The organism is Ruegeria sp. AP12, assembly GCF_056540025.1.
Map to the genome: position 1 here is coordinate 1 of NZ_JBQFVZ010000012.1, position 22,500 is coordinate 22,500.

Annotated in this window: 19 protein-coding genes; 8 read left to right on the top strand and 11 right to left on the bottom strand. The window is 60.5% G+C overall.

What is annotated here, in order from left to right:
* Nucleotides 1–356: 356 nt before the first annotated feature.
* Nucleotides 357–2,558 (bottom strand): catalase/peroxidase HPI, encoded by a 2,202-nt coding sequence (gene katG, locus ACR0E6_RS20170; RefSeq protein ID WP_480586635.1) that lies wholly within the window; start codon nt 2,556–2,558, stop codon nt 357–359.
* A gap of 415 nt (nt 2,559–2,973) precedes the next feature.
* On the opposite strand from katG, the gene ACR0E6_RS20175 reads away from it, so the two are divergent.
* Complete coding sequence (locus ACR0E6_RS20175) at nt 2,974–4,590, top strand: GMC family oxidoreductase (protein WP_480586638.1); 1,617 nt, start codon at nt 2,974–2,976, stop codon at nt 4,588–4,590.
* Here the strand turns inward: ACR0E6_RS20175 and ACR0E6_RS20180 are convergent.
* Nucleotides 4,584–5,429 (bottom strand): SDR family oxidoreductase, encoded by an 846-nt coding sequence (locus ACR0E6_RS20180; RefSeq protein WP_480586641.1) that lies wholly within the window; start codon nt 5,427–5,429, stop codon nt 4,584–4,586. The two genes, ACR0E6_RS20175 and ACR0E6_RS20180, sit on opposite strands and share 7 nt — an antisense overlap.
* An 88-nt stretch (nt 5,430–5,517) precedes the next feature.
* Here ACR0E6_RS20180 and ACR0E6_RS20185 point away from each other — a divergent pair, with 88 nt between their 5' ends.
* On the top strand, nt 5,518–6,150 hold the full coding sequence (locus tag ACR0E6_RS20185; RefSeq protein ID WP_480586643.1) for a class I SAM-dependent DNA methyltransferase: 633 nt from the start codon (nt 5,518–5,520) through the stop codon (nt 6,148–6,150).
* A gap of 68 nt (nt 6,151–6,218) precedes the next feature.
* On the opposite strand, the gene ACR0E6_RS20190 is transcribed toward ACR0E6_RS20185, so the two are convergent.
* The 3 genes from ACR0E6_RS20190 to ACR0E6_RS20200 are packed head-to-tail and all read right to left on the bottom strand — an operon-like array spanning nt 6,219 to nt 10,167.
* The gene (locus tag ACR0E6_RS20190; protein WP_170453271.1) at nt 6,219–6,998 is read right to left on the bottom strand and encodes a carnitinyl-CoA dehydratase; all 780 of its coding nucleotides are present in this window, start codon (nt 6,996–6,998) and stop codon (nt 6,219–6,221) included.
* A complete protein-coding gene (locus tag ACR0E6_RS20195; RefSeq protein WP_480586646.1) occupies nt 6,995–9,010 on the bottom strand; it encodes an acetate--CoA ligase family protein in 2,016 nt (671 codons plus the stop codon). Before ACR0E6_RS20195 ends, ACR0E6_RS20190 begins: the two co-directional genes overlap by 4 nt.
* Nucleotides 9,007–10,167 carry an acyl-CoA dehydrogenase family protein gene (locus ACR0E6_RS20200; RefSeq protein ID WP_170521368.1) on the bottom strand — a complete coding sequence of 387 codons (1,161 nt, stop codon included), beginning with the start codon at nt 10,165–10,167 and terminating at the stop codon, nt 9,007–9,009. Before ACR0E6_RS20200 ends, ACR0E6_RS20195 begins: the two co-directional genes overlap by 4 nt.
* Nucleotides 10,168–10,244: 77 nt before the next feature.
* Here ACR0E6_RS20200 and ACR0E6_RS20205 point away from each other — a divergent pair, with 77 nt between their 5' ends.
* Nucleotides 10,245–11,198, top strand: a complete 954-nt coding sequence (locus tag ACR0E6_RS20205; RefSeq protein ID WP_480586650.1) for a GlxA family transcriptional regulator — start codon at nt 10,245–10,247, stop codon at nt 11,196–11,198.
* 6 nt (nt 11,199–11,204) lie between these two features.
* Here the strand turns inward: ACR0E6_RS20205 and ACR0E6_RS20210 are convergent, their stop codons facing one another.
* Nucleotides 11,205–12,197, bottom strand: a complete 993-nt coding sequence (locus ACR0E6_RS20210) for a sterol desaturase family protein (protein WP_480586653.1) — start codon at nt 12,195–12,197, stop codon at nt 11,205–11,207.
* Between the two features lie 81 nt (nt 12,198–12,278).
* On the bottom strand, nt 12,279–13,034 hold the full coding sequence (locus ACR0E6_RS20215; protein ID WP_170453275.1) for a class II aldolase and adducin N-terminal domain-containing protein: 756 nt from the start codon (nt 13,032–13,034) through the stop codon (nt 12,279–12,281).
* A 350-nt stretch (nt 13,035–13,384) separates the two neighbouring features.
* Between ACR0E6_RS20215 and ade the strand changes: the two genes are divergently transcribed.
* The 3 genes from ade to ACR0E6_RS20230 all read left to right on the top strand — a co-directional run bounded on the left by ade (nt 13,385) and on the right by ACR0E6_RS20230 (nt 17,062).
* The gene (gene ade, locus ACR0E6_RS20220) at nt 13,385–15,187 is read left to right on the top strand and encodes an adenine deaminase (protein WP_480586655.1); all 1,803 of its coding nucleotides are present in this window, start codon (nt 13,385–13,387) and stop codon (nt 15,185–15,187) included.
* Nucleotides 15,184–16,644 carry an AMP nucleosidase gene (locus ACR0E6_RS20225; protein WP_480586658.1) on the top strand — a complete coding sequence of 487 codons (1,461 nt, stop codon included), beginning with the start codon at nt 15,184–15,186 and terminating at the stop codon, nt 16,642–16,644. Before ade ends, ACR0E6_RS20225 begins: the two co-directional genes overlap by 4 nt.
* 130 nt (nt 16,645–16,774) lie before the next feature.
* A complete protein-coding gene (locus tag ACR0E6_RS20230) occupies nt 16,775–17,062 on the top strand; it encodes an HU family DNA-binding protein (RefSeq protein ID WP_170453278.1) in 288 nt (95 codons plus the stop codon).
* 50 nt (nt 17,063–17,112) lie between these two features.
* On the opposite strand, the gene ACR0E6_RS20235 is transcribed toward ACR0E6_RS20230, so the two are convergent.
* From ACR0E6_RS20235 to ACR0E6_RS20245, 3 genes are all read right to left on the bottom strand, one after another.
* Nucleotides 17,113–17,430: a hypothetical protein gene (locus ACR0E6_RS20235; protein ID WP_480586661.1), complete on the bottom strand. Its 318-nt coding sequence runs from the start codon at nt 17,428–17,430 to the stop codon at nt 17,113–17,115.
* A gap of 34 nt (nt 17,431–17,464) precedes the next feature.
* Nucleotides 17,465–18,661: a BCCT family transporter gene (locus ACR0E6_RS20240; protein WP_170453684.1), complete on the bottom strand. Its 1,197-nt coding sequence runs from the start codon at nt 18,659–18,661 to the stop codon at nt 17,465–17,467.
* Nucleotides 18,662–18,833: 172 nt separating this feature from the next.
* Nucleotides 18,834–19,355, bottom strand: coding sequence for a glutathione peroxidase (locus ACR0E6_RS20245; RefSeq protein WP_170453279.1), 522 nt, complete (start codon nt 19,353–19,355; stop codon nt 18,834–18,836).
* A gap of 144 nt (nt 19,356–19,499) precedes the next feature.
* Here ACR0E6_RS20245 and msrB point away from each other — a divergent pair, with 144 nt between their 5' ends.
* Nucleotides 19,500–19,946 (top strand): peptide-methionine (R)-S-oxide reductase MsrB, encoded by a 447-nt coding sequence (gene msrB / locus ACR0E6_RS20250; protein ID WP_480586665.1) that lies wholly within the window; start codon nt 19,500–19,502, stop codon nt 19,944–19,946.
* Complete coding sequence (gene msrA / locus ACR0E6_RS20255; protein WP_480586669.1) at nt 19,946–20,455, top strand: peptide-methionine (S)-S-oxide reductase MsrA; 510 nt, start codon at nt 19,946–19,948, stop codon at nt 20,453–20,455. The genes msrB and msrA overlap by 1 nt, the downstream gene beginning before the upstream one ends.
* Nucleotides 20,456–20,483: 28 nt before the next feature.
* Here the strand turns inward: msrA and ACR0E6_RS20260 are convergent, their stop codons facing one another.
* Entirely contained in the window at nt 20,484–22,487 is a 2,004-nt protein-coding gene (locus ACR0E6_RS20260) for a hydantoinase/oxoprolinase family protein (protein WP_480586719.1), read from the bottom strand.
* Nucleotides 22,488–22,500 lie beyond the last annotated feature (13 nt).

Below are 22,500 nucleotides of genomic sequence, written 5' to 3' on the forward strand. Positions count from 1 at the left end.
CCAATCAAAAACCTCCGAATGCCCACCGTCTCTCCGATGCGTCTCCGCCGCTTCCGCCGCGTCCCAGCGCCTCAGCAGCGCCGGTGAAGGGGTATTTACGGATTGGGCCCGGGACCTGCAACCCCCATTTTGAAAAAACTTCACATTTCTCGGCAGAAACTTACCAATCTTAATGAAAACAAAATGTTAACTTAAAAAATCCCGCCAACAACGGTCTTCTCCATTCCTGGAAACACGGCAAGGAATGGCCATTCAGAGGAATCGTACCCAATGCTTGGTATGCGCCCGAGAGTCGGGCCAACAAAAACGCCGCCCGAGTCTCCTCGGGCGGCGCTATTCCTGCGATCAACGCGGAATTACTTCAGGTCGAAGCGGTCCGCATTCATCACCTTGTTCCAGGCCGAGACAAAGTCGCAGACGAATTTGCCCTCGGCACCGGCCTGACCATAGACCTCGGCCAGCGCCCGCAGTTGCGAGTTCGAGCCGAAGACCAGATCAACGCGGGTGCCGGTCCACTTGACCTCACCGCTGGCACGGTCGCGGCCTTCATAGACGCCTTTGCCCGACGGCTTCCATTCGGTGCCCATATCCAGAATGTTGGTGAAGAAGTCATTGCTGAGCGTTCCCACGCGATCCGTGAACACACCATGCTTGCTGTCGCCGAAATTGGCACCCAGCACACGCAGGCCACCGACAAGGGCTGTCATCTCGGGCGCGGACAGGTTCAGCAACTGCGCGCGGTCGACCAGCAGTTCCTCGGGCGAGACGGTGTAGTCGCCCCTCTGGTAGTTGCGGAACCCGTCTGCGATGGGCTCCATCACCGAGAAGCTGTCCACATCCGTCTGTTCCTGCGTTGCGTCGGTGCGGCCCGGGGTGAACGGAACCTCGACATCCTGACCGCCAGCCTTGGCCGCCTGTTCGACACCAACAGCACCGGCCAGAACGATGATATCCGCCAGCGAGACCTTCTTGCCACCGGATTGCGCACCGTTGAACGCCGCCTGAACACCCTCCAGTGCATCCAGCGCCTTGGACAGTTTCATCGGCTCGTTGACGTCCCAGTCTTTTTGCGGCGCAAGGCGGATACGGGCCCCATTGGCACCGCCACGCTTGTCCGACCCACGGAAGATCGAGGCCGAAGCCCACGCGGTCGAGACCAGTTCGGACACCGACAGACCAGTTGCCGCGATCTTGGCTTTCAGGTCGGCCACATCCGCGTCGTCAATCAGGTCGTGATCCACAGCGGGAACGTTGTCCTGCCACAGCAGCTCTTCGGCCGGGGCTTCCGGGCCGATATAGGCAGACCGCGGACCCATGTCGCGGTGGGTCAGCTTGAACCACGCACGGGCGAAGGCATCGGCGAACTGGTCCGGGTTTTCATGGAAGCGTTTCGAGATCGGACCATAGATCGGGTCCATGCGCATCGCCATGTCAGCGGTGGTCATCATGGTTTTGACCTTCTTCGACGGATCATGCGCCGCCGGGGCCATGTCTTCCTCTTTCACGCCAACCGGTTCCCAGATCCACGCGCCCGAGGGGCTTTTGGTCAGGTTCCAGTCATATCCGAACAGCAGGTCGAAATAGCCATTGTCCCACTGGATGGGGTTCGCGGTCCATGCGCCTTCGATGCCCGACGTGGTCGTGTCGTCACCCTTGCCCGAACCGAACTTGTTGATCCAGCCAAAGCCCATCTCTTCGATCGGCGCGGCTTCGGGATCTGGGCCAACCAGATCGGGATCGCCTGCGCCATGCGCCTTACCAAAGGTGTGACCACCCGCGACCAGAGCGACGGTTTCCTCGTCATTCATCGCCATCCGGCCAAAGGTGTCGCGGATATCGCGGCCCGAGGCCAGAATGTTCGGCTCGCCATCCGGGCCTTCGGGGTTCACGTAGATCAGGCCCATCTGCACAGCGGCCAGTGGGTTTTCCAGATCACGCTCGCCCGAATAACGGCTGTTGGGGTTGTCGGTCGGGGCAAGCCATTCGGTCTCGGACCCCCAATAGATGTCTTCCTCGGGCGCCCAGATGTCTTCGCGGCCACCGGCGAAACCAAAGGTTTTGCCGCCCATCGACTCGATGGCGCAGTTGCCCGCCAGAATCATCAGGTCGGCCCAAGAGATCTGGTTGCCGTATTTCTGCTTGATCGGCCACAGTAGGCGGCGCGCCTTGTCCAGGTTGCCATTGTCCGGCCAGCTGTTGAGCGGCGCAAAGCGCTGGTTCCCGGTCGAGGCCCCGCCACGGCCATCCGCCGTGCGGTACGTCCCGGCGCTGTGCCACGCCATACGGATGAACAGACCACCGTAGTGACCGTAATCCGCGGGCCACCAATCCTGCGAATCTGTCATCAGCGCATAGAGGTCTTCTTTCAACGCCTTCATATCCAGCTTCTGGAACTCTTCGGCATAGTTGAAATCCGCACCCAACGGGTTCGACGCGGGCGCGTGCTGATGAAGGATCGACAGGTTCAACTGGTTTGGCCACCAGTCCCGGTTCGACCGGGTCCCCGCGCCATGCATCACAGGGCATCCACCTGTTTTGGGGTTATCACTTCCGTCCATATCGATCTCCAATCCTGGCTCAGGTCTTGCGGCTTAGCGCGTTCAAAATTTACGCGACAAGATCACAGTAAGATGTCGCCGATGTCGTTTTCAATTTCCTGTCTTGGAAAACAGAACCTTGCGACACCGTGCACCTCAATCTCTGCCATCTCGCGTCGCGCCCGGTATAGCAAAACCGCGCCATGAGAATAAGTTTTGTTTTTGGATTGTTGTGATAGCTTTTTCCTATGGTGAACCTCAGCTCGCCAGGGTTCAAACTTGACCTGGTTGTGAGCCAGCCACAGTTACCTAGTGTCAATAGTTGAAATGCTGATTGAATTTTCCCGTAAGTCGGGCACAGTCGGACCCATTCCCTTGCGTCGTTTGCCCGGACCTTCTGGCCCATTTGGCGCAATCAATTGATAAAGGCACATAAATGGAATTTGACTACGTCATTGTAGGCGGTGGATCCGCAGGCTCGGTCTTGGCCAATCGCCTCAGCGAGGATCCCGACATAACGGTCTGCCTGCTTGAGGCCGGGGGAAAAGGGGACCATATCGGCATCCGTATGCCCGCTGCAATTGTCGCGTCTTTGCCGGGGCGTCCGAAGATCAGCAACTGGGCGTTTGAAACAGTTCCGCAACCCGGTCTGAATGGCCGCAAAGGGTACCAGCCACGCGGCAAGGCCCTGGGTGGATCCAGCGCAATTAACGCGATGCTTTATATCCGGGGCCAAAAGCAGGATTATGACGGCTGGGCCGCGCAAGGCTGCACCGGCTGGGATTGGGACAGCGTCCTGCCCTATTTCAAACGGGCCGAGAACAACGAACAGGGCGCGGATGAGATGCACGGGGACAGCGGCCCGCTGCAGGTGTCACATCAGAAAGAGCCGCGCCCCGTCACACATGCCTTTTTGGAAGCAGCCGAACAACTGCAACATCGACGCATTCAGGACTTCAACCGCGGCGACAATGAAGGCGTCGGACTGTATCAGGTGACGCAGTTTCACGACCCCGCCAGGAATGGCGAGAGGTGTTCCGCCGCAGCCGCCTATGTCCATCCGGTCATGGACCGCGCGAATCTGACCGTGATCACTCATGCTCATGCCAAAGAACTGACCTTACAGGACAAACGCGCAACCGGAGTGATCTACAAGAGAAAAGCAAAGGGCGCTGACCACTCGGTTTCGGCCAAACGCGAGGTCATTCTGTGCGCCGGCGCACTGCAGTCGCCACAGCTGTTGCAACTGTCTGGCATTGGCGCGGCGGACGAGCTGCGCCAGCACGGGATTCCCGTCCGGCACGACCTGCCCGGCGTCGGCAAGAACCTGCAGGACCATCTGGATTTCATTCTGACCTATCGCAGCAAGGACACCGACAATTTCGGCATCGGCCTGATCGGCGCCGCCCGCCTTCTGGGTCACATATGGCGCTGGCGCAAAACCGGAGTGTCCATGGCTGCCACCCCCTTTGCCGAAGGCGCGGGTTTCCTGAAAACCTCAGCCGATCTGGACCGCCCCGACATCCAATTGCATTTCGCCATCGCCATGGTCGACGATCACGCCAGAAAGCTGCATTACGGCTATGGCTACAGCTGCCATGTCTGCAAACTGCGCCCCGAAAGCCGCGGCACTGTCGGCCTGCACAGCGCCGACCCCTTTGCCGCCCCCGCCATCGACCCGAACTTTCTGTCTGACGATCGCGATCTTGAGACGTTGATCAAAGGTGCTCGCATGATGCGCCAGATCATGGACGCCCCCGCACTGGCCAAATTCCGGCACTCCGAGATGTTCGGGACCGAAACAGCCAAAACGGACGCGGATTGGGAACGCCATATTCGCGACCGCGCCGATACGATCTACCACCCGGTGGGCACTTGCAAAATGGGCGTGGACGATATGGCCGTGGTCGACCCAGAATTGCGTGTGCGTGGGGTTCAAGGGCTGCGCGTTGTCGATGCTTCGATCATGCCGACGCTGGTATCCGGCAACACCAACGCGCCAACCATTATGATCGCCGAAAAAGCGGCCGACATGATCAAGGCCGCTCAGTAAGCGTTCATCAGCGCCTCTAGCCCGACCCGGTAATTGGGGTACAGCAACCGCACCCCAAGTTCATCCTTGATGCGGTTGTTTCGCACGCGCTTGTTCTCATTGTAGAAACTGCGCGCCATCGGGGTCAGGTCCGCCTCTTCGTACGAAACGGCAGGCGGCAGGGGCAGACCCTGAAGCTCGGCGGCATAGCCGATCACGTCCTGAGGGGGCACCGGCTCGTCATCGCAGACATTGTAGACCGCGCCGGGATTGGGCGCGGCGATCGACGCCGCCAGAACCTGCGCGATGTCATCCACATGGATCCGCGAAAACACCTGCCCAGGTTTGATGATCCGCCGCAATCCACCGCGTTTGAGCTTGGAAAACGGCCCCCGTCCGGGGCCGTAGATTCCGGCCAGGCGAAAGATGTGAACGGGCAGGCCGGGAATGGCCGACCACTGCTGCTCGGCCTGCAATCGCCAACGGCCCCGTTTTGCAGTTGGGGCAGGCGGCGTGGCTTCATCCACCCAATCGCCCTGATGATCCCCATAGATTGCGGTGGTCGACAGATAACCGACCCATTCGAACTGTCCGGCCCGCGCCGCGATCTCGTCGCCCAGCGCCTTCAGAACCGGATCGCCCTCCTCGCTTGGCGCGGTCGAGATCAACATATGCGTGACCCCATCCAGATCCGGCACCTCACCGGGCCAGACCAACGGTTCTGCGCCCGACGCCCGAATTGCATCGGCACCGGCCCCATCCCGTGTCGTGCCGATCACGCGCCACCCGTCCGCCGCCAGCCTGCGCGACAACGCCTGCGCCGAATACCCATGTCCAAAGGAAAAAAGCGTCTGTGTCATACCCCATAGATGATCCGAGCCGGTTCGGGATGCAAGCGCCGCATAGACGCACTTGATTCGAATCCCCTCATGCGCCTTTCTTTTAGGTATGAGCCAGAAAACACCCGACCTGCACACCGCCTATGCGCTGACCTCGCCCGAGGACAACAAGCGCCTTTATGCCGAATGGGCGGGCGATTATGACGACAGCTTCGCCGCGCGCGAGGATTATCAACTGCACATCCACACCGCCCGCGCCTTTGTCAGTGCCTTCGGGCAAGGCCCGGTGCTGGATGTGGGCGCAGGCACCGGCCTCTGCGGTGCGATTCTGGCCGGGTTGGGTGTCGGCCCCATCGATGCCACGGATATCAGCGCCGAAATGCTGGACCAGGCCATGCGTAAGGACATTTATCGCGACGCCATCGAAGCCGACCTGAACCACGGTATCCCGGTGCCGCGCCACAGCTATTCCGGCATCGTATCCTCAGGCACCTTTACCCATGGCCACCTTGGGCCCGAGGTACTGCCCGCCCTATTGCGCGTCGCCCGCCCGGGCGCCCAGTTTGCGCTCTCGATCAACGCCAGACATTTCGAAAAACTTGGGTTCGCCGACGCGCTGCACCAGCTCGCACACGACCGCATCCGCAACCTGTCCCTGCCCGAGGTGCGCATCTACGGCGACCTCGCCGCTGGCCCCAATAAAGACGACACCGCGTTCATCGCCCTGTTCGAGCGGAGCTGATCCGCCCTTCATCTGGCCAAAAATATCCCGGGGGAGGCGCGGCGTGCCGCGACCGGGGGCAGAGCCCCCTATCGCCCTTTCCAAACCGGATCGCGCTTTTCGGCAAAGGCGCGCGCGCCTTCCAGATTGTCCTCGGACCCATACAGCACATCCACGCTGGCCAATTGCCGCCTGGTGATCCGATTCATCACGTCCTGAAACTTGGCATCCTCGGCTTCGCGCACAATCTCCTTGATCGCCGCATAAACAAGGGGTGGGCCGCTGGCCAGCAACCGGGCAAGTTCCCACGCGCGGTCCATCAACTGATCTGCGGGCACGACCTCATTGACCAGCCCCCAACGATGGGCCTCTTCCGGGTCGAACCAACGCCCTGTCAGCAGCAGTTCCATCGCGATGTGATAGGGAATGCGTTTGGGCAGCTTGACACTGGCCGCATCAGCCACCGTGCCCGAGCGGATCTCGGGCAGGGCAAAGCTGGCGTTTTCCGAGGCGATGATCATGTCGGCGCTCAGCGCCAGTTCCAGACCGCCGCCGCAGGCAATGCCATTGACTGCCGCAATCACCGGCTTGTTCATATCGCGCAGTTCCTGCAACCCGCCGAAACCGCCAACGCCGTAATCGCCATCCACCGCATCACCGTCGGCTGCGGCCTTCAGATCCCAGCCAGGGCAAAAGAACTTCTCGCCGCCCCCGGTCAGGATCGCAACACGCAGTTCCGGATCGTCCCGAAAGTCGCGAAACACCTCGCCCATGATGCGGCTGGTGGCCAGATCGATCGCGTTGGCCTTGGGCCGGTCCAGAATGACTTCGAGAATGGCACCGTCGCGACGGGTTTTGATCGGACTCATGAACTTGCCTTTCGGATCAGCGCATCGACTGCAACCGCGCCCTCGGCGGTGCAGATCAGCGGGTTAATCTCAACTTCTTCAACTGTCGCGGCATTGGCAATGACATAGTTCTGAACGGCCTCGACCGCGTCCAGAATCGCGTCCATATTGGCAGGCGGTTTGCCCCGGTACCCGGCCAGCAGCGGCGCGCAGGCCAGTTTGCCCAGCGCCTGCTCAACCGTCGCGCGCGGGGACGGGATCAAAACCGAAACCGTATCGCGCAGAATCTCGGTCAGCACCCCTCCGGCTCCCATGGTCAGCACATAGCCATGCGCCGGGTCTCGTGTGACCCCGATCAATAGCTCGGCTACCCCGCCTGTCGCCATTTCCTCGATCAACACCGTCTGGGTGCCAATCGACTTCGCGGTCTTGGCCAGATCGCAGGGCGAAACCCCAAGACGCACCGCGTCATGTTCCGACTTATGCGCCAGCCCGACGCCCTTCACTGCAAAGGGGCCAACCAGTTCACCGGCCACGCGCCCCGCGTCCTCAGCCGCAACCACCCGGTTGCGCGGGATGGGCAAGCCAAACGCGGCCAAAGCCGACTTGGCCTCAGCCTCGGTCAGCACGTGATCAGCAGCTGCATCCGCAGGCAACAGCACCGGCTCTGACAGTTCCGGCAACAGTCGCGCCGCCGCTTCGACAGAGGACAGCGCCTCATGCAGGCCCGAGAACGGAACAACCCCACCTGCCAACAGACGCTGCGCAACATGTTCGGGCATCAACTCGGGCAGGGTCGCAGTCACGGCAAAGGGCCTGCCGGTCCCTGCCACACAGTTCAGCGCTGCCTGCGTTGCGCACTCCCAATCCGTCGGATCCGTATGCGGATAATCGACAATCGCCATGGTCAGCGCCTTATCCGGCCCGGTCATCCCGGACCACGCACGCGTCATCGCATCCGTGTCCCGCCAGATATAAGTGTGGTAATCCAGTGGATTGGCCAGCGCCACCATCGGGCCAAGTGCGGCGCGCAGATCCGAGCGTTGCTGATCCGTCAACGGTGGGAAATGCAGATCGCGCCCTTCGGCCATATCTGCCGCCAAACTCGCCTCGCCGCCTGAACAACTGATCGAGGCCAGCCCGTTGCCGTCCAAACGCCCGGTGACATGCAGCAGTTTGAGGCATTCCAGAAAACTCGGGATATCGTCCAGCCGGGCAATCCCCAGACGATCCAGGAAAGCCTGCGCCCCGGCATCCCCACCCGCCAGCGACGCCGTATGCGAAATCGTGGCCGCCTGCGCGTGGTCCGAGCGGCCCATTTTCAACGCGACAACAGGAACATCCCTTTCGCGCGCTTTCCGCGCCAAGGCTTCCCATTTTCGCAAATCGCCAAAACCCTCGATATGAACGCCAATCGCGGTGATCCGATCATCGTCCAAAAGGGCCGAGGCCACATCCGCCTGATGCGTCTGCGCCTGATTCCCGCAGGTCAGCATGAACGCCAAAGGCAGGGCCCGGCGCTGCATCGTCATGTTGATCGAAATGTTCGAGCTTTGGGTCAGGATCGCCACCCCACGATCCACAGGGCGCATTCCGTGCTGATCCGGCCAGACTGCCGCGCGCTCCAACCCGTTGACGAACCCATAGCAGTTGGGTCCGAGGATCGGCATGTCCCCCGCTGCCGCAACCAGCTGCGCCTGCAAATCAGCGCCCTGATCATCCTCGGCCCGCGCCTCGGTAAAGCCGGACGCAAAGCACACAGCGCCACCTGCCCCCGCCAAGGACAAAGCCGCAACGGCCGAGATCGTCGCGTGCCGGTTGATACCGACAAAGGCCACATCCGGCGGTTTGGGCAGGTCTTCGATGGTGGCAAAGGCGGGCATACCCGCCACTTGCTGCGCCTTGGGGTGAACCGGCCAGATATCCCCGGAGAACCCGAACTTTCGGGCCTGATTGATCACTTCCGCGCACCAGGCCCCGCCGCCGATCACGGCCATGGATGCAGGGTTCAAGACACGCCCGAGTGGCCTCATGCGCCCAGCGCCCTCAGCAGGTCCCGGCTGATGATATGGCGCTGAATCTCGCTGGTGCCGTCCCAGATACGCTCGACCCTTGCATCGCGCCAGAACCGTTCCAGCGGATAGTCATCCATCAGACCCATACCGCCATGAACCTGTATGGCGGCGTCCGTTACCCGCGCCAGCATCTCGGAGGCGTAAAGCTTGGCTGACGCAATCTCGCGATTCGCGGGCAGCCCTTTATCCAGCCGGTCCGCCGCCGCCAGCGTCAGCAGATCCGCCGCGTCGATTTCGGTGATCATGTCGGCGATCTGGAAGGACACGCCCTGAAACTTGCCGATCTTCTGGCCGAACTGTTCGCGCGTCGCCGCGTAATCCAGCGCGTAGTCAAAGGCCCGGCGCGCGCGTCCCACGGACATGGCCGCAACGGTAATGCGCGTGGCGTAGAGCCAGGTGTTCATCACCTCGAACCCACCATCGACCTCGCCCAGAACCTGCGCGTCGGGCAGGCGGCAATCGTCGAAATCCAGCACCATGTTCTTGTAGCCGCGATGGCTGACCGACTTGTACCCGTCGCGGATCGTGAACCCCGGCGTGCCGCGATCCACCAGAAACGCGGTGATCCGCTTTTTCGGCCCTTTGGGCGTCTGATCCTCACCCGTCGCGATGAAGACGATGATGAAATCGGCGTGTTCGGCCCCCGAGATGAAGTGTTTGGTACCGTTGACCACCCAGTCCCCGCCATCGCGCACGGCGGCGCATTTCATGCCCCGCACGTCCGAGCCTGCACCGGGTTCGGTCATCGCCAGCGCATCCATCCGCTCACCGCGAACGGCGGGCATCAGGTAACGCTCGACCTGCTCGCCTTCGCAGGCCATCAGGATGTTCTGCGGACGTCCGAAGAAATGGTTCAACGCCATCGAACCGCGCCCCAGTTCACGTTCAACAAGCGCAAATTCCAGATGGTTCAGACCGGCGCATCCGACGCTTTCGGGAAAGTTGCAGGCGTAAAAGCCCAACTCGATGGTCTTGCGCTTGATTTCTTCTGCAATCTCATGCGGGACTTCGCCGGTGCGTTCGACCAGCTCTTCATGCGGGTAAATCTCGTTCTCGACAAAGCTGCGCACGGTCGAGGCGATCATCTCCTGTTCGTCGGACAGGCCATATTGCATCTGAATTCTCCACATCTGGTCGTGCGCGTATCGTGACCGGGGTTGAGAAACACCTCGTGCGGGAATAGACGTTTATCATGCAGAAATGGACTAAATCCCCCTCTGCACCGCAGCAAATCGGTGTGCTTCTGTTCGAGGGATTCTCGAACCATTGTCTGGCCAACACGGTCGAGCCGTTGCGGGCCGCCAATACGCTGTCGGGGCGCAATCTGTATCAGTGGCGGTTTCTGTCGCTGACCTCGGGGCCAGTAACCTCATCCTCGGGCCTGCAGGTGGCACCTCATGGCCCGTTGCAAACCGCCAACGGCGACACCCTGATGGTGATGCCATCTTATGGGTTTCGCACCCATGGCAACTGGCAGACGCAGGCTGGGCTGCGGTCTGCGGCCGAACGTTATGACACGCTGGCCGGGCTGGACACCGGAAGCTGGCTGTTGGCTTTGGCGGGCCTGCTGGACGGGCACCGCGCGACGATTCATTGGGAGGAGCTGACAGGCTTCACCGAACGGTTTCCCGACATCGACACCGTGCGCGAAAGATACGTGATCGATCGCAACCGCATCACCTGTTCCGGCGCGATGGCCGCCTTTGATCTGGTTCTGCACCTGATCGGCCGGGATCAGGGGCAGGCACTGGCGCTGGAAGTGGCGCAATTGTTCATGACCCGCGATTCCGCCCGATCGCATGAGGGCGGCGCAGGTGCGACCAGCGGCTATGTCAACAAGGCTTTGGCGCTGATGCAGGAACATCTGGAACGCCCGTTGCCGATCTCCGAAATTGCCAGTCGGGTGGGTCGGTCGCAAAAGGCGCTTTCGGTGCGGATGCAGGCAGAGTTGGGGGCCAGGCCCGCGCAGGTCTATCGGCGTCTGCGGCTGAACCTTGCCCGCAAGCTGGTGGCCGAGACGGATTTGACCATAGGTGAGATCGCCCTGCGCGCCGGATATGACGACCCCAGCGCGCTGACACGGGCATTCAAGGCCGAGTTCACCATCACCCCCCGCGCGCTGCGTCTGTCGCAGACACGGGGGTAAGTTCGGTCATCCAAACATCCGCTTTTTCCGGGCCCGCGTGTCGGCGGTTGCTTCGGGGGATCCGTCATGGAACGTCCCGAACCAACGGTCCCACGGCATTTCCTGATTGCCATAGTTACATTCGTAGTAGCGGTGGTGCAGCTGGTGATAAAACGTGCCCAGCGCCAGACGTTTTTTGTCTTTGATCAGCAGCTCTTCATAGCCCGTATGGCTCATCGCGGCTCCGACGCCCTGAAACACAATGTGGAAATACAGATGAATGGGGTGCGAGGGCACGATCCAGTGGATGCAGAGCGTCGTCAGGTAAAAGAAATGCTCGACCGGGTGCATCGACAGGCCGGACCATGGGCCGATATTGACGTTCCGGTGGTGCAGGCTGTGGACCTTCTTATACAGAAACGGCTGATGCAGCAGCCGGTGCACCCAATAGAAATGAAAGGCCGACCACATGGGGATCAGGATCAGCCACAGCACAAACCAGACCGGGTTTTCGGCGAAGGTGATGACCGGCACATATCCGTTGGCCATCAGCCACATCGTCACCACCTGAAACCCGGTCAATTGCAATACGCCTGACCCCAGAGACCAGAACATGTTGTCCTTGACCTGATCGCTGAAGCTCCACAGCGCGTTGTTTCTGCCCTGCTCTCGACGTTCAAACTTCAGCTTCTTGCCTTGCGACTTGCGGATATAGAAATACCAGTGCAGCCCGCCAGCCACCGCGAAGATCATTGCGAAGTTCACCAGCCAGATCTGAAATATCCAACCAAAGGCAAATGTTTGCGCGGTCTCAAGCGACGGATAAAAGAACGCCCACAGCGCGACCGCGAGGGCCAGCATCAATACCCGCTCGCTGAGCGTCAGCCAGTTTCTGGCCACCCAGCCCAGCAGGAAGGCCGGGCGCGGCGGCCACTGGAAAATGGATGGGTTCCGAAGCGGCAAATCCGGGTGATAGTTCCACTCTTTGCTCATGTCCTGCATCGGTGCGTTGTCCGACATGTCAGCTTTCCTTTGTCGCGCTGGTTTTCACACCCGGTCCTGCCGCCAGCGGGGATCGGGTTGGGCGGGCTGACGCCTTGATCAGGTTGCGTAGTCCGAGCCTTCGGCGTCCAGAACCGCTTTGATCTCGCGCAGATGCGCCTCGGCCTGACCGGGATAGTCATCCAGTTCCTGCGCGGTCTTTTCGGCGATCTCATCGGACAGTACGCGCAGGGGCTGGCCGGTTTGCAGCGCGCGAATATAGGTTTCGGCAGCGCGTTCGAAATAAAACAGCCGGTTGAACGTGTCCGCAGGGTCGCTGCCGATGATCAGAACACCGTGGTTGCCCATGATCATGACCTTTTTCTTCGGGTCCGACAGCATCGAGGCGCAGCGTTCCCCTTCGCTGTCAAACGCCAGCCCGCCGAATTCCTCGTCAATGACATAGCGGTTGTAGAACGTGGCGGTGTTCTGATCGATCGGCGGAAGATTGCTGTCGGCCAGCGAGGCCAGAACCGTGGCGAAGATCGAATGCACATGCATCACGCAGCGGGCATGGGCGCAATGGCGGTGGATCGAGCCGTGCAGGCCCCAGGCGGTCGGGTCCGGCGCGCCGGGCAGGCTCATCACCTTGGGGTCATTGGCATCCAGCAACAACAGGTCCGAGGCGCGGATTCGGCTGAAATGCATCTGATTGGGGTTCATCAGGAACTGCGTGCCGTCGTCATTCACCGCCAGGCTGAAATGGTTGGCCACGGCCTCGTGCATGTTCAGACGCTCGGTCCAGCGGAAAGTTGCGGCCATATCGACACGCTCGGACCAGTGGTCGATATTGGGGCGAAGATTGGCGACACTCATGGAAACGCTCCTTTGGCGGCTGATCTTGGCAAAGCCTGCCTTGCGCCGGGGTGTTTGACCAACAAATAATTTTCCCCCGTTCCATTAGTAGAACTTATGCCAGAGTTATGTTGGTTCGATTCACCCCTATTGCGTTCAGGTTCGGTTCGCACATCTATGGACGTTTGCGCCAATTGAGGTCGGCGCAAGATCGGGGCGGGGGACCTCCCGCCCATCGTCGCGGCCCCTTGCGGGGCAGCTTCTCTGGTTGGGCCGGGCAGCGCTGGCGCGCTGCGGCCGTGCCATATGATGATTTCATGATACGGGATTACCGGGGTTGCACCTGACCGCGCATTCGGGAAAGTTGAGCCATGGAATACTCACCTTTCCCAAGCTGGCCCGATGTCGCCCCTCGTTTGATTGCCGTAGCAGCCGGTCGCGAGGCGGCAGATACGGTCATTCGCGGTGGCATCTGGGTGAATGTGCACAGCCGCGAGCTGTTGCCGGAACATTCCGTCGCCATTGCCGAGGGGCGGATTGCCTTTGTCGGACCTGACGCCGGGCACTGCATTGGCCCCGACACCCAGATCATCGAGGCGCAGGGGCGCTATATCCTGCCCGGTCTGTGTGACGGTCATATGCATATCGAATCCGGCATGCTGACCCCGGCCGAATTTGCGCGGGCCGTGATCCCGCATGGCACCACCTCGATGTTCACTGATCCGCATGAGATTGCCAATGTGCTGGGTCTGGACGGTGTGCGCATGATGCATGACGAGGCGCTGCTGCAACCGGTGAATATCTTCACCCAGATGCCCTCTTGCGCGCCCTCGGCCCCCGGATTGGAAACGACCGGCTATGAGATCACGCCCGAGGATGTGTCGGAAGCAATGAACTGGCCGGGGATCATCGGGCTGGGCGAGATGATGAATTTCCCCGGTGTCATCCACGGTGATCCAAAGATGCTGGCCGAAATAGCGGCCACCCAGCGCGCCGGGAAAACGGTGGGCGGGCATTATGCATCGCCTGATTTAGGGCCTGATTTTGCAGCCTACGTCGCAGGTGGGCCAGCGGATGACCACGAAGGCACCTGCGAGGCTGACGCGATTGCGCGCGTGCGACAGGGGATGCGGTCGATGATGCGCCTGGGCTCGGCCTGGTATGACGTGGAAAGCCAGATCACTGCCATCACTGAAAAGGGGCTGGACCCGCGCAATTTCATTCTGTGCACGGATGACTGCCACTCGGGCACATTGGTCAATGAAGGCCACATGAACCGGGTTGTGCGCCACGCGATTGCCTGCGGCTGCGATCCTCTGGTCGCGTTGCAAATGGCAACGATCAACACCGCCAGCCATTTTGGGCTGGAGCGTGAGATCGGCTCGGCCACGCCCGGGCGGCGGGCCGACATTATCCTCAGTTCCGACCTTAGCACGCTGCCGATTGAGACGGTGATCGCCCGGGGGAACGTTGTGGCCGAGAACGGCGTCATTACCGTGGACTGCCCACATCTGAACTGGCCCGACAAGGCGCGCAACACGGTGCATCTGGGGCACAACCTGACCTCAGGCGATTTCGAAATCAAACCGCCTGCGGGCGCGAACAGGGTTCAGGCCAACGTCATCGGTGTTGTCGAGAATCAGGCCCCGACCAAAGCGCTGAAGGCAGAGCTGCCGATCATCGGCGGACTGGTCGAGGGTGAAGGCGATGTCTGCCAGATCGCATTGGTGGAACGTCACCGCGCCACGGGCGGCGTGACAAACGCCTTTGTCTCTGGCTTCGGGTACCAGGGCAAAATGGCCATGGCCTCGACCGTGGCGCATGACAGCCACCATATGATCGTCGTGGGCACCGACCGCGCTCAGATGGCCCTTGCCGCCAACCGTCTGGCCGAAGTTGGCGGCGGGGTCACCCTGTTCCGCGACGGGCAAGAGATTGCGCTGGTCGAACTGCCCATTGCCGGTTTGATGTCCGACAGCCCCGCCACGCAGGTCGCGGCGAAGGCAGAACAGATGGTCGAGGCGATGAAAGCCTGCGGATGCCAACTGAACAACGCGTACATGCAGCACTCGCTTCTGGCGCTGGTCGTGATCCCGGAACTCAGGATATCCGACCTGGGGCTGGTGGATGTGCGGACATTTGAAAAGATAGACCTTCTGGAACCACTGGCATGACAACAATAAAAACACCTGACGCACCAAAACCGGAACAATTCACCGACCCGGACGCCGCCGTCGCGCGGCTGGAGCTGCTGTATAAGCAAGCCACCGAGTTTCTGTGCGACAGCTTTGCCTCGGCCCTGCAAAGCGGCGCGCCGTCTGAACGATTCAGAGCATATTACCCGGAAATTCGTATCAAGACGTCCTCTTACGCACAGGTCGACAGCCGGCTGAGCTTTGGTCACGTGTCCGAGCCCGGCATCCACGCAACAACCGTGACGCGGCCTGATCTGTTCCGGTCCTACCTGACGCAACAGATCGCTTTGCTGATCAAGAACCACGACCAGCCGGTGACCATCGGCGCATCGGACACCCCGATCCCGGTGCATTTCGCAGTGGCCAACAACCCCGATCTGGTGGTTCCGCATCAGGGCGCGGCCGGGTTTACCTTGCGCGACGTGTTCGACGTACCGGATTTGACCACCACCAATGACGACATCGTCAACGGCGTGCATGACCATGATGAGGTCGGCCCGCTGGCTCTGTTCACTGCCCAGCGCGTGGATTATTCGCTGGCGCGCCTGTCACATTACACGGCCACCGACCCCAGCCATTTCCAGAACCACGTTCTGTTCACCAACTACCAGTTCTACGTTTCGGAATTCGAGAATTACGCGCGCGAACAACTGGCTGATCCGAACAGCGGCTATACCAGCTTTGTCTCGACCGGGAATGTCGAGATCACGGCCGCGGACGCGACGCTGGAGCAGCCTTTAAAACTGCCGCAGATGCCGACCTATCACCTGAAACGGGCTGATGGCTCGGGGATCACGCTGGTCAATATTGGGGTTGGCCCGTCGAATGCCAAAACCGCGACCGATCATATCGCTGTTCTGCGCCCCCATGCCTGGCTGATGGTCGGGCACTGCGCCGGTCTGCGTAACACGCAGGCGCTGGGGGATTTTGTTCTGGCCCATGCCTATCTGCGCGAAGACAAGGTGCTGGACGATGACCTGCCCGTCTGGGTACCGATCCCGCCATTGGCCGAGATTCAGGTGGCTTTGGAACATGGCGTGGCCGAGGTTACCAAGCTTGAAGGGTATGAGCTGAAGCGGATCATGCGCACCGGTACGGTCGCCTCGGTCGACAACCGCAATTGGGAACTGCGCGATCAGTCCGGCCCGGTGCAGCGGCTCAGCCAATCCCGCGCGATTGCGCTGGATATGGAAAGCGCCACAATCGCCGCAAATGGATATCGGTTCCGGGTGCCCTACGGCACTTTGCTATGCGTGTCGGATAAGCCGCTGCATGGGGAATTGAAGCTTCCCGGCATGGCCTCGTCCTTCTATACAACGCAGGTCAGCCGCCATCTGGCGATCGGAATACGGGCGATGGAACACCTGCGCGGTATGCCGCTAGAGCGTTTGCACAGCCGGAAATTGCGGTCTTTCGACGAAACAGCCTTCCTGTGACGCAAAAAAGCAACGAAATCCCCATATTTTTAGGGGTTTCAGCGCTACTATTCGTTGTGTTCGCCCACAATATCCCGTTACAGTTACGCGGTGAGGCCCTATTTATCGGGCACGTTAAGGAGACCAAGAAATGGCAAAGCCTATGACAAAGACTCAGCTGGTTGCTGCTCTCGCTGAGGAAATGGGAACCGACAAGAAATCCGCAAACTCCGCGCTGGAGGCCATCACCGGCCTGATCACCCGCGAAGTTTCGGCTGGCGGTGCCGTCACCCTGCCCGGCGTTGGCAAAATCTACTGCCGCGAACGCCCCGAGCGCATGGTGCGCAACCCCGCCACCGGCGAGCAGTTCAAGAAAGAAGCCGACAAGGTGGTCAAAATGACCATCGCAAAGGCACTGAAAGACAGCGTGAACGGCTGATTTCAGTCTTTACGGACAATGACGAAGGGCCGCCGGTTGGGGGCCCTTTTTCAATGGAGGCTTAGCAAAACCTCCAGGTCGCGACGGCTGAGACGTTCCATCAGGGCACGCTCTTCTGCTGTTAGGCGTGCGTTTTTGCGGATGTATTTCTCCAGATAGGCCGCAATGTCACTGGTGGGTCGGTAGTAGAGATCGGGATCAGATGCGCTGAGCACCTCAATCAGACGCAACAGAGTTTTCTTCTGCTTCTCTGCATCCAGATCTTTTCTGTTTTCTTCCAACATTACAAAGCTTTCCCGATTTCCCGGAGAGAAGGATAGCGCGCAGCCGCGGGCTTCCAAGCCCGGGGAAAGAAAACGGGCGCCCATCGAGGCGCCCGCTATTGGCTTCGTGTGATTTGGATCAGTGAACCGTCTCAACCTTGTGGAAGTCCAGATCGCGGCCCTCGGGCATTGAATCGATGCTCAGCACCTCTTTGCGCTTGGTGATCAGGATATAGACCACGCAAGCCAGATAGAGGCCGACCACAACCGCGCCGATCCACTGGATCTGCAGCCACTGGCTTTGGAACAGCAGGGTCAGGATGAACAGCATGGCAACGTTGCCCGCCACGTAAGGCAGCTTGCCGAACCGTTCGACCGTCATGTTCAGGTTGTCCGTGTACAGGCGGATCAGCGAGTCCAGCGAGTTGATCACGAAGGTCACGCCCACGATCACCATGGCGATATTGGTGATGCCCGCGGTGTCGATGCCGTTCAGGTGGTAGTAGTACAGAACGGTGAACCAGATCCCCAGCGGTATCGACGGGAAGATCAGCAGCGCGGCCAGCAGCTGCCAGGTCTTCAACCCACCGACAAAGCGCGAGGTGAACTGGCCGATCATGATCGACCATGCAAACCACCAGAACAGGTAGAAGGCGTGATAGTCGGTCAGCGGCAGGACGAACTTGTGGATGTTGGCAAAATACGCGCCGATATTGCTGCCGGTTTCAAAGAACCCGGTCAGGCCCATGCCGCCTGCAATCCACATGCCGATGATCAGCGACAGGAACAGGAAGGTCGAGCCCACCGACAGAATCCGCACATATTTCAGGTCGGTCGACGAATAGGCCGCCGCCAGAATAACCACGAATACAATGACATAGAAGGTCGTCACCACGGATTGACCATCGCCGATTTCGGGGATGTAGCCGGGCAGATAGATCAGGAACAGGCTGGCGGTGAAGGCACAGGTACCGATGATCACCACGTTGTTGATCAGTTTGACCAGCGGGATCTCGAAGAACTTCACACGTGGTTCGATCACGCAGAAATAGAAAGCCGTCAGGAAGTAGAACGCCCAGATCAGGAAGCCCCAGAACCCGAACTCGATCGCCAACGGGTTGGCGAAGGCGTAGGCCGGCTCTTCAGCATAGCCGCCGAACTCGGTCAGGGGGAACATGATCAGGCCAACGTCCAGCCCGGACGTGAACAGGATCGCGATAAAGGTGAACAGGTGGACGGGGGTGACGCCGACACAGCGCAGGTTCCACCATTTCACCACGAAGAAAGCGACCAGGCCCAGGGCCAGCAGGACGCCGAAAGATAGAATGTACTCCAGTAGCACTGACACACCTCCCTTATTTGGTCAGATCGCACCCTTGTATGTTTAATTGGCTGGTCAATCAACAAAAATGGACGAAATGATCGTTTCGGCCAGTTATTAGCCGATCTGATCCCACTTTGGGATCAGAAAACGCAGTTAAAGTCTGGAAGGTTCAGGGCCGAGGCGTTCAGCGCAACATGCCTTCGACCTTGGTCAGCAATTTGCGCGAATCCGGCCTGACATTCGACCCGTAGGTGGCGGCAACTTCGCCCTCAGGATCGATCAGGATCTTGTTGAAGTTCCAATTGGGCACAAAGCCCGTCTGCTGGGCCACAGCCTTGTAAAACGGATGCGCATCCCCGCCCGTGACCGGTGTGATATCGGTCATTGGCAGGGTCAGACCATAATTCATCTCGCAGAACTGTTTGACCTCATCTGCGGAACCCAACTCCTGATTGAAGGAATCGGACGGAACGGCCAGCACCACCAGACCGCGCGGCGAATACGTCTCGTGCACGTCCTGCAAGACGGCATATTGGCCGGTGAATCCGCATTGCGAGGCGGTGTTGACCACCAAAACGGGTTGCCCGCGCCAATCCTCGATGGACAAAGTGCCCCCATCAATCGACGCAAACTCGCCCGTTAGCGGGGCCGCCTGAACGGACCGCCCCACCAGAATCAATGCGGTCAAAAGCAGTAATCTGAGCATGGGCTGTCCTCCTTTTGTAAATAATACGCCTGAACCCGACCGGCAGATCACTTGCACGAAGCCGAGAGGCGGTTGAAATATGCCTTTGCATTTGCGGCCCCGCACCCCAAATATTGGCTCAAAGAAACAAGACCCGGAGACGCCATGACCCGTTATACCAAAGACCCCGAGGCCATTGCTGCTCTTTCCCCCGAAGAATTCCATGTAACCCAGCGCAACGGCACCGAGCGCCCGGGAACCGGCAAGTATCTGGGAAACAAAGAACCCGGCATCTATGTGGACATCGTATCGGGCGAGCCACTGTTCGCCTCGACCCATAAATACGAATCCGGTTGTGGCTGGCCCAGCTTCACCAAGCCGATCATCCACGAGCATGTGGAAGAGTTTCGCGACACCACCCACGGCATGATCCGGACCGAGGTCCGCTCGAAACATGGCGACAGCCATTTGGGGCATGTGTTCCCCGATGGCCCTCGTGAACGTGGTGGGCTACGATACTGCATCAATTCCGCCTCGCTGCGGTTCGTCCATCGCGATGAGATGGAAGACGAAGGCTATGGCGAATACCTGATTCATGTGGAGGATATCTGATGACCGAACAACGCGCCGTTCTGGCCGGAGGTTGCTTTTGGGGCATGCAGGACCTGATCCGCAAACTGCCCGGCGTGTCCCGCACCCGCGTCGGTTATACCGGCGGCGATGTGCCCAACGCCACCTATCGCAACCACGGCACCCATGCCGAAGGGATCGAGATCTGGTTCGACCCGACGCAAATCACCTATCGTGAGCTTCTGGAGTTTTTCTTTCAGATCCACGACCCGACCACACCAAACCGGCAGGGCAATGACCGCGGGATGAGCTATCGCTCGGCCATTTATTACCTGGATGATGCCCAGAAACAGGTGGCTCTGGATACGATTGCCGATGTGGACGCCAGCGGCCTGTGGCCCGGCAAGGTCGTGACCGAGGTCGAACCTGTCGGCGAGTTCTGGGAAGCCGAGCCGGAACATCAGGACTATCTGGTCCGCATTCCGCATGGCTACACATGCCATTTCCCGCGCAAGGACTGGGTCCTGCCCAAGCGCGACGCGGCTGAATAACGATCCCCCCTCAGAATTCTGAGGGGGTCTATCCCGTCGCCACCCGAGGGCGACCGCTGGCTTCAACGGTCAGCATCGCCTCGACAAACACATCTCGTTCTTCCACCCGCGCAGTCCGGATATCGCGGTCGACGACGACCCGGATGTCCTCGGCCCCGGCATCGCGCACGGCACCTTCAGCCTCGGCGCGCAGGACCCGTTCCAACAGGGCCAGCGCTTCATCCGAGGCCCCGAAATCCTGCGGGCCGTCCTCAAGATGAACGCGGTACCGGCCTTCGGTCGGAGAGGTCACTGTTCCCGATCGCCGCAAGGTCAGCCGTCCGACAACCGCACCGATGGCGTTGGCGACGCCCGCATGGTCCGGCAGCACCATCTGGCAACGCAGCCGATCCCCCACGGCAGGGTAGTAGCTGGGGGCCGAGGCGCCCAGCCCCACCACATCCACGTTCAGCGCCGCATCCAGCGCCAGCAAACCCCGGTGCTGCGCCAGCCCGCGTTGGGTCAGAACATGCCGGGCCAGGTCCTTGGGCGCGAGGCCGAAATCATCGGCCTCTTCGGCAAAAGCAGCCTCTAACAAGGTCAAACTGGTCTGTTCGGTCAGTTGGTCGATGATCATTTGCGCCAGCTGCTCGGGCGATGTGGCCAGCATGTCGCCCGACCCGACCCGCTTGCGCGCCACCAGTTCCAGGGCCTTGCGCGCAGCACTTGCATCCCACGCATCGACCCGTCCCAGCACATGGCTGGCATCGGATGGTGTTACCCCTGAAACCTGAACAATTCCGCGATCCACCAACCGGGTCAGCGCACCATTTTCCATCCGCGTCCGCAACAAGCCACCAAGCGGCAGAACCTGATCGCCCAACCTGTCCAGCAGCGCCTCTTCCCGCGCGCCAACCCCATCGGCATGGACACCCGGCACACGGCGGGCGAACCGCGTGTCATGCTCACCGACCGTTGTTGCGCGCAGTTGTTCGTCCAGAACGGCGTGGATCACCTCGGGCGCTTCCGATGCGATCAGTGACACAGGCAGAACCCGCCGCGGCCCCAGAAAGACGCCGCCGCCCAGACCTTCGGTCACCACATGCACCTGACTGTCGCCGCCCAGCCCATGGGTCCGCATGGCGACCGCCTCGACCATGGTGCGAAACCCGCCAACCTGTGCGCCCGCCGGATCAATCGCGGGTTTGCCGTCCCGGATCAGCGCCACGTCAGTGGTCGTCCCGCCAATGTCCGAGACCAAGGCGTTCTCGGCCCCCGTCAGCCATTTCGCCCCTACAATCGACGCGGCGGGGCCGCTGAGGATGGTTTCGATGGGTCGTTCGCGGGCCTGTTCGGCGCTCATCAACGCGCCATCGCCGCGCACCACCATCATCGGCGCGGTAATGCCCAAGGCCAGCAACTGATCCTGCGCGCGCCCGATCAGACGGTCGATCATCCCGATCAGCCGGGCATTCAGCACGGCCGTCACAGCGCGTTTAGGCCCGTTCAGCTTGGCCGACAGGTGATGAGAGCACGTGACAGGCGCACCGGTCTTTTCCGCGATGATCCGCGCCGCCTCCAACTCATGCGCCGGGTTGCGGGTCGCGAATTGGGCGGCAACGGCAAAACCGGAAATCCCTTTGTGAGAGTCCAAGAACGCCTCCAGCGTCTCTGTATCCAACGATCTCACTTCACCGCCCGCATGGCTGTGCCCACCGGTAACGACCAGCGCCGGATCGCCCTTCAGCGCATCCTTCAGCCCGTGCTTTTCAAGATCACTCTCTTTGAATCCGATATAGATCAGCGCCACGCGGCCGCCCTGCCCCTCGACCAGAGCGTTTGTTGCCAATGTGGTCGACAACGACGCCATCGAGATCTGATCGGGCGTGACCTGCGCCTCGTCCAACACGGCCGAAATTGCTTTGCCCACTCCGATCGCCAGATCGGTTCGCGTTGTCAGGGATTTGGCAGAGGCGATCACCTCACGCTCATCCCGGATCAACACCGCATCGGTATAGGTTCCGCCCGTATCCACCCCCAAAGCCAACGCCATCGGGTCCTCCATC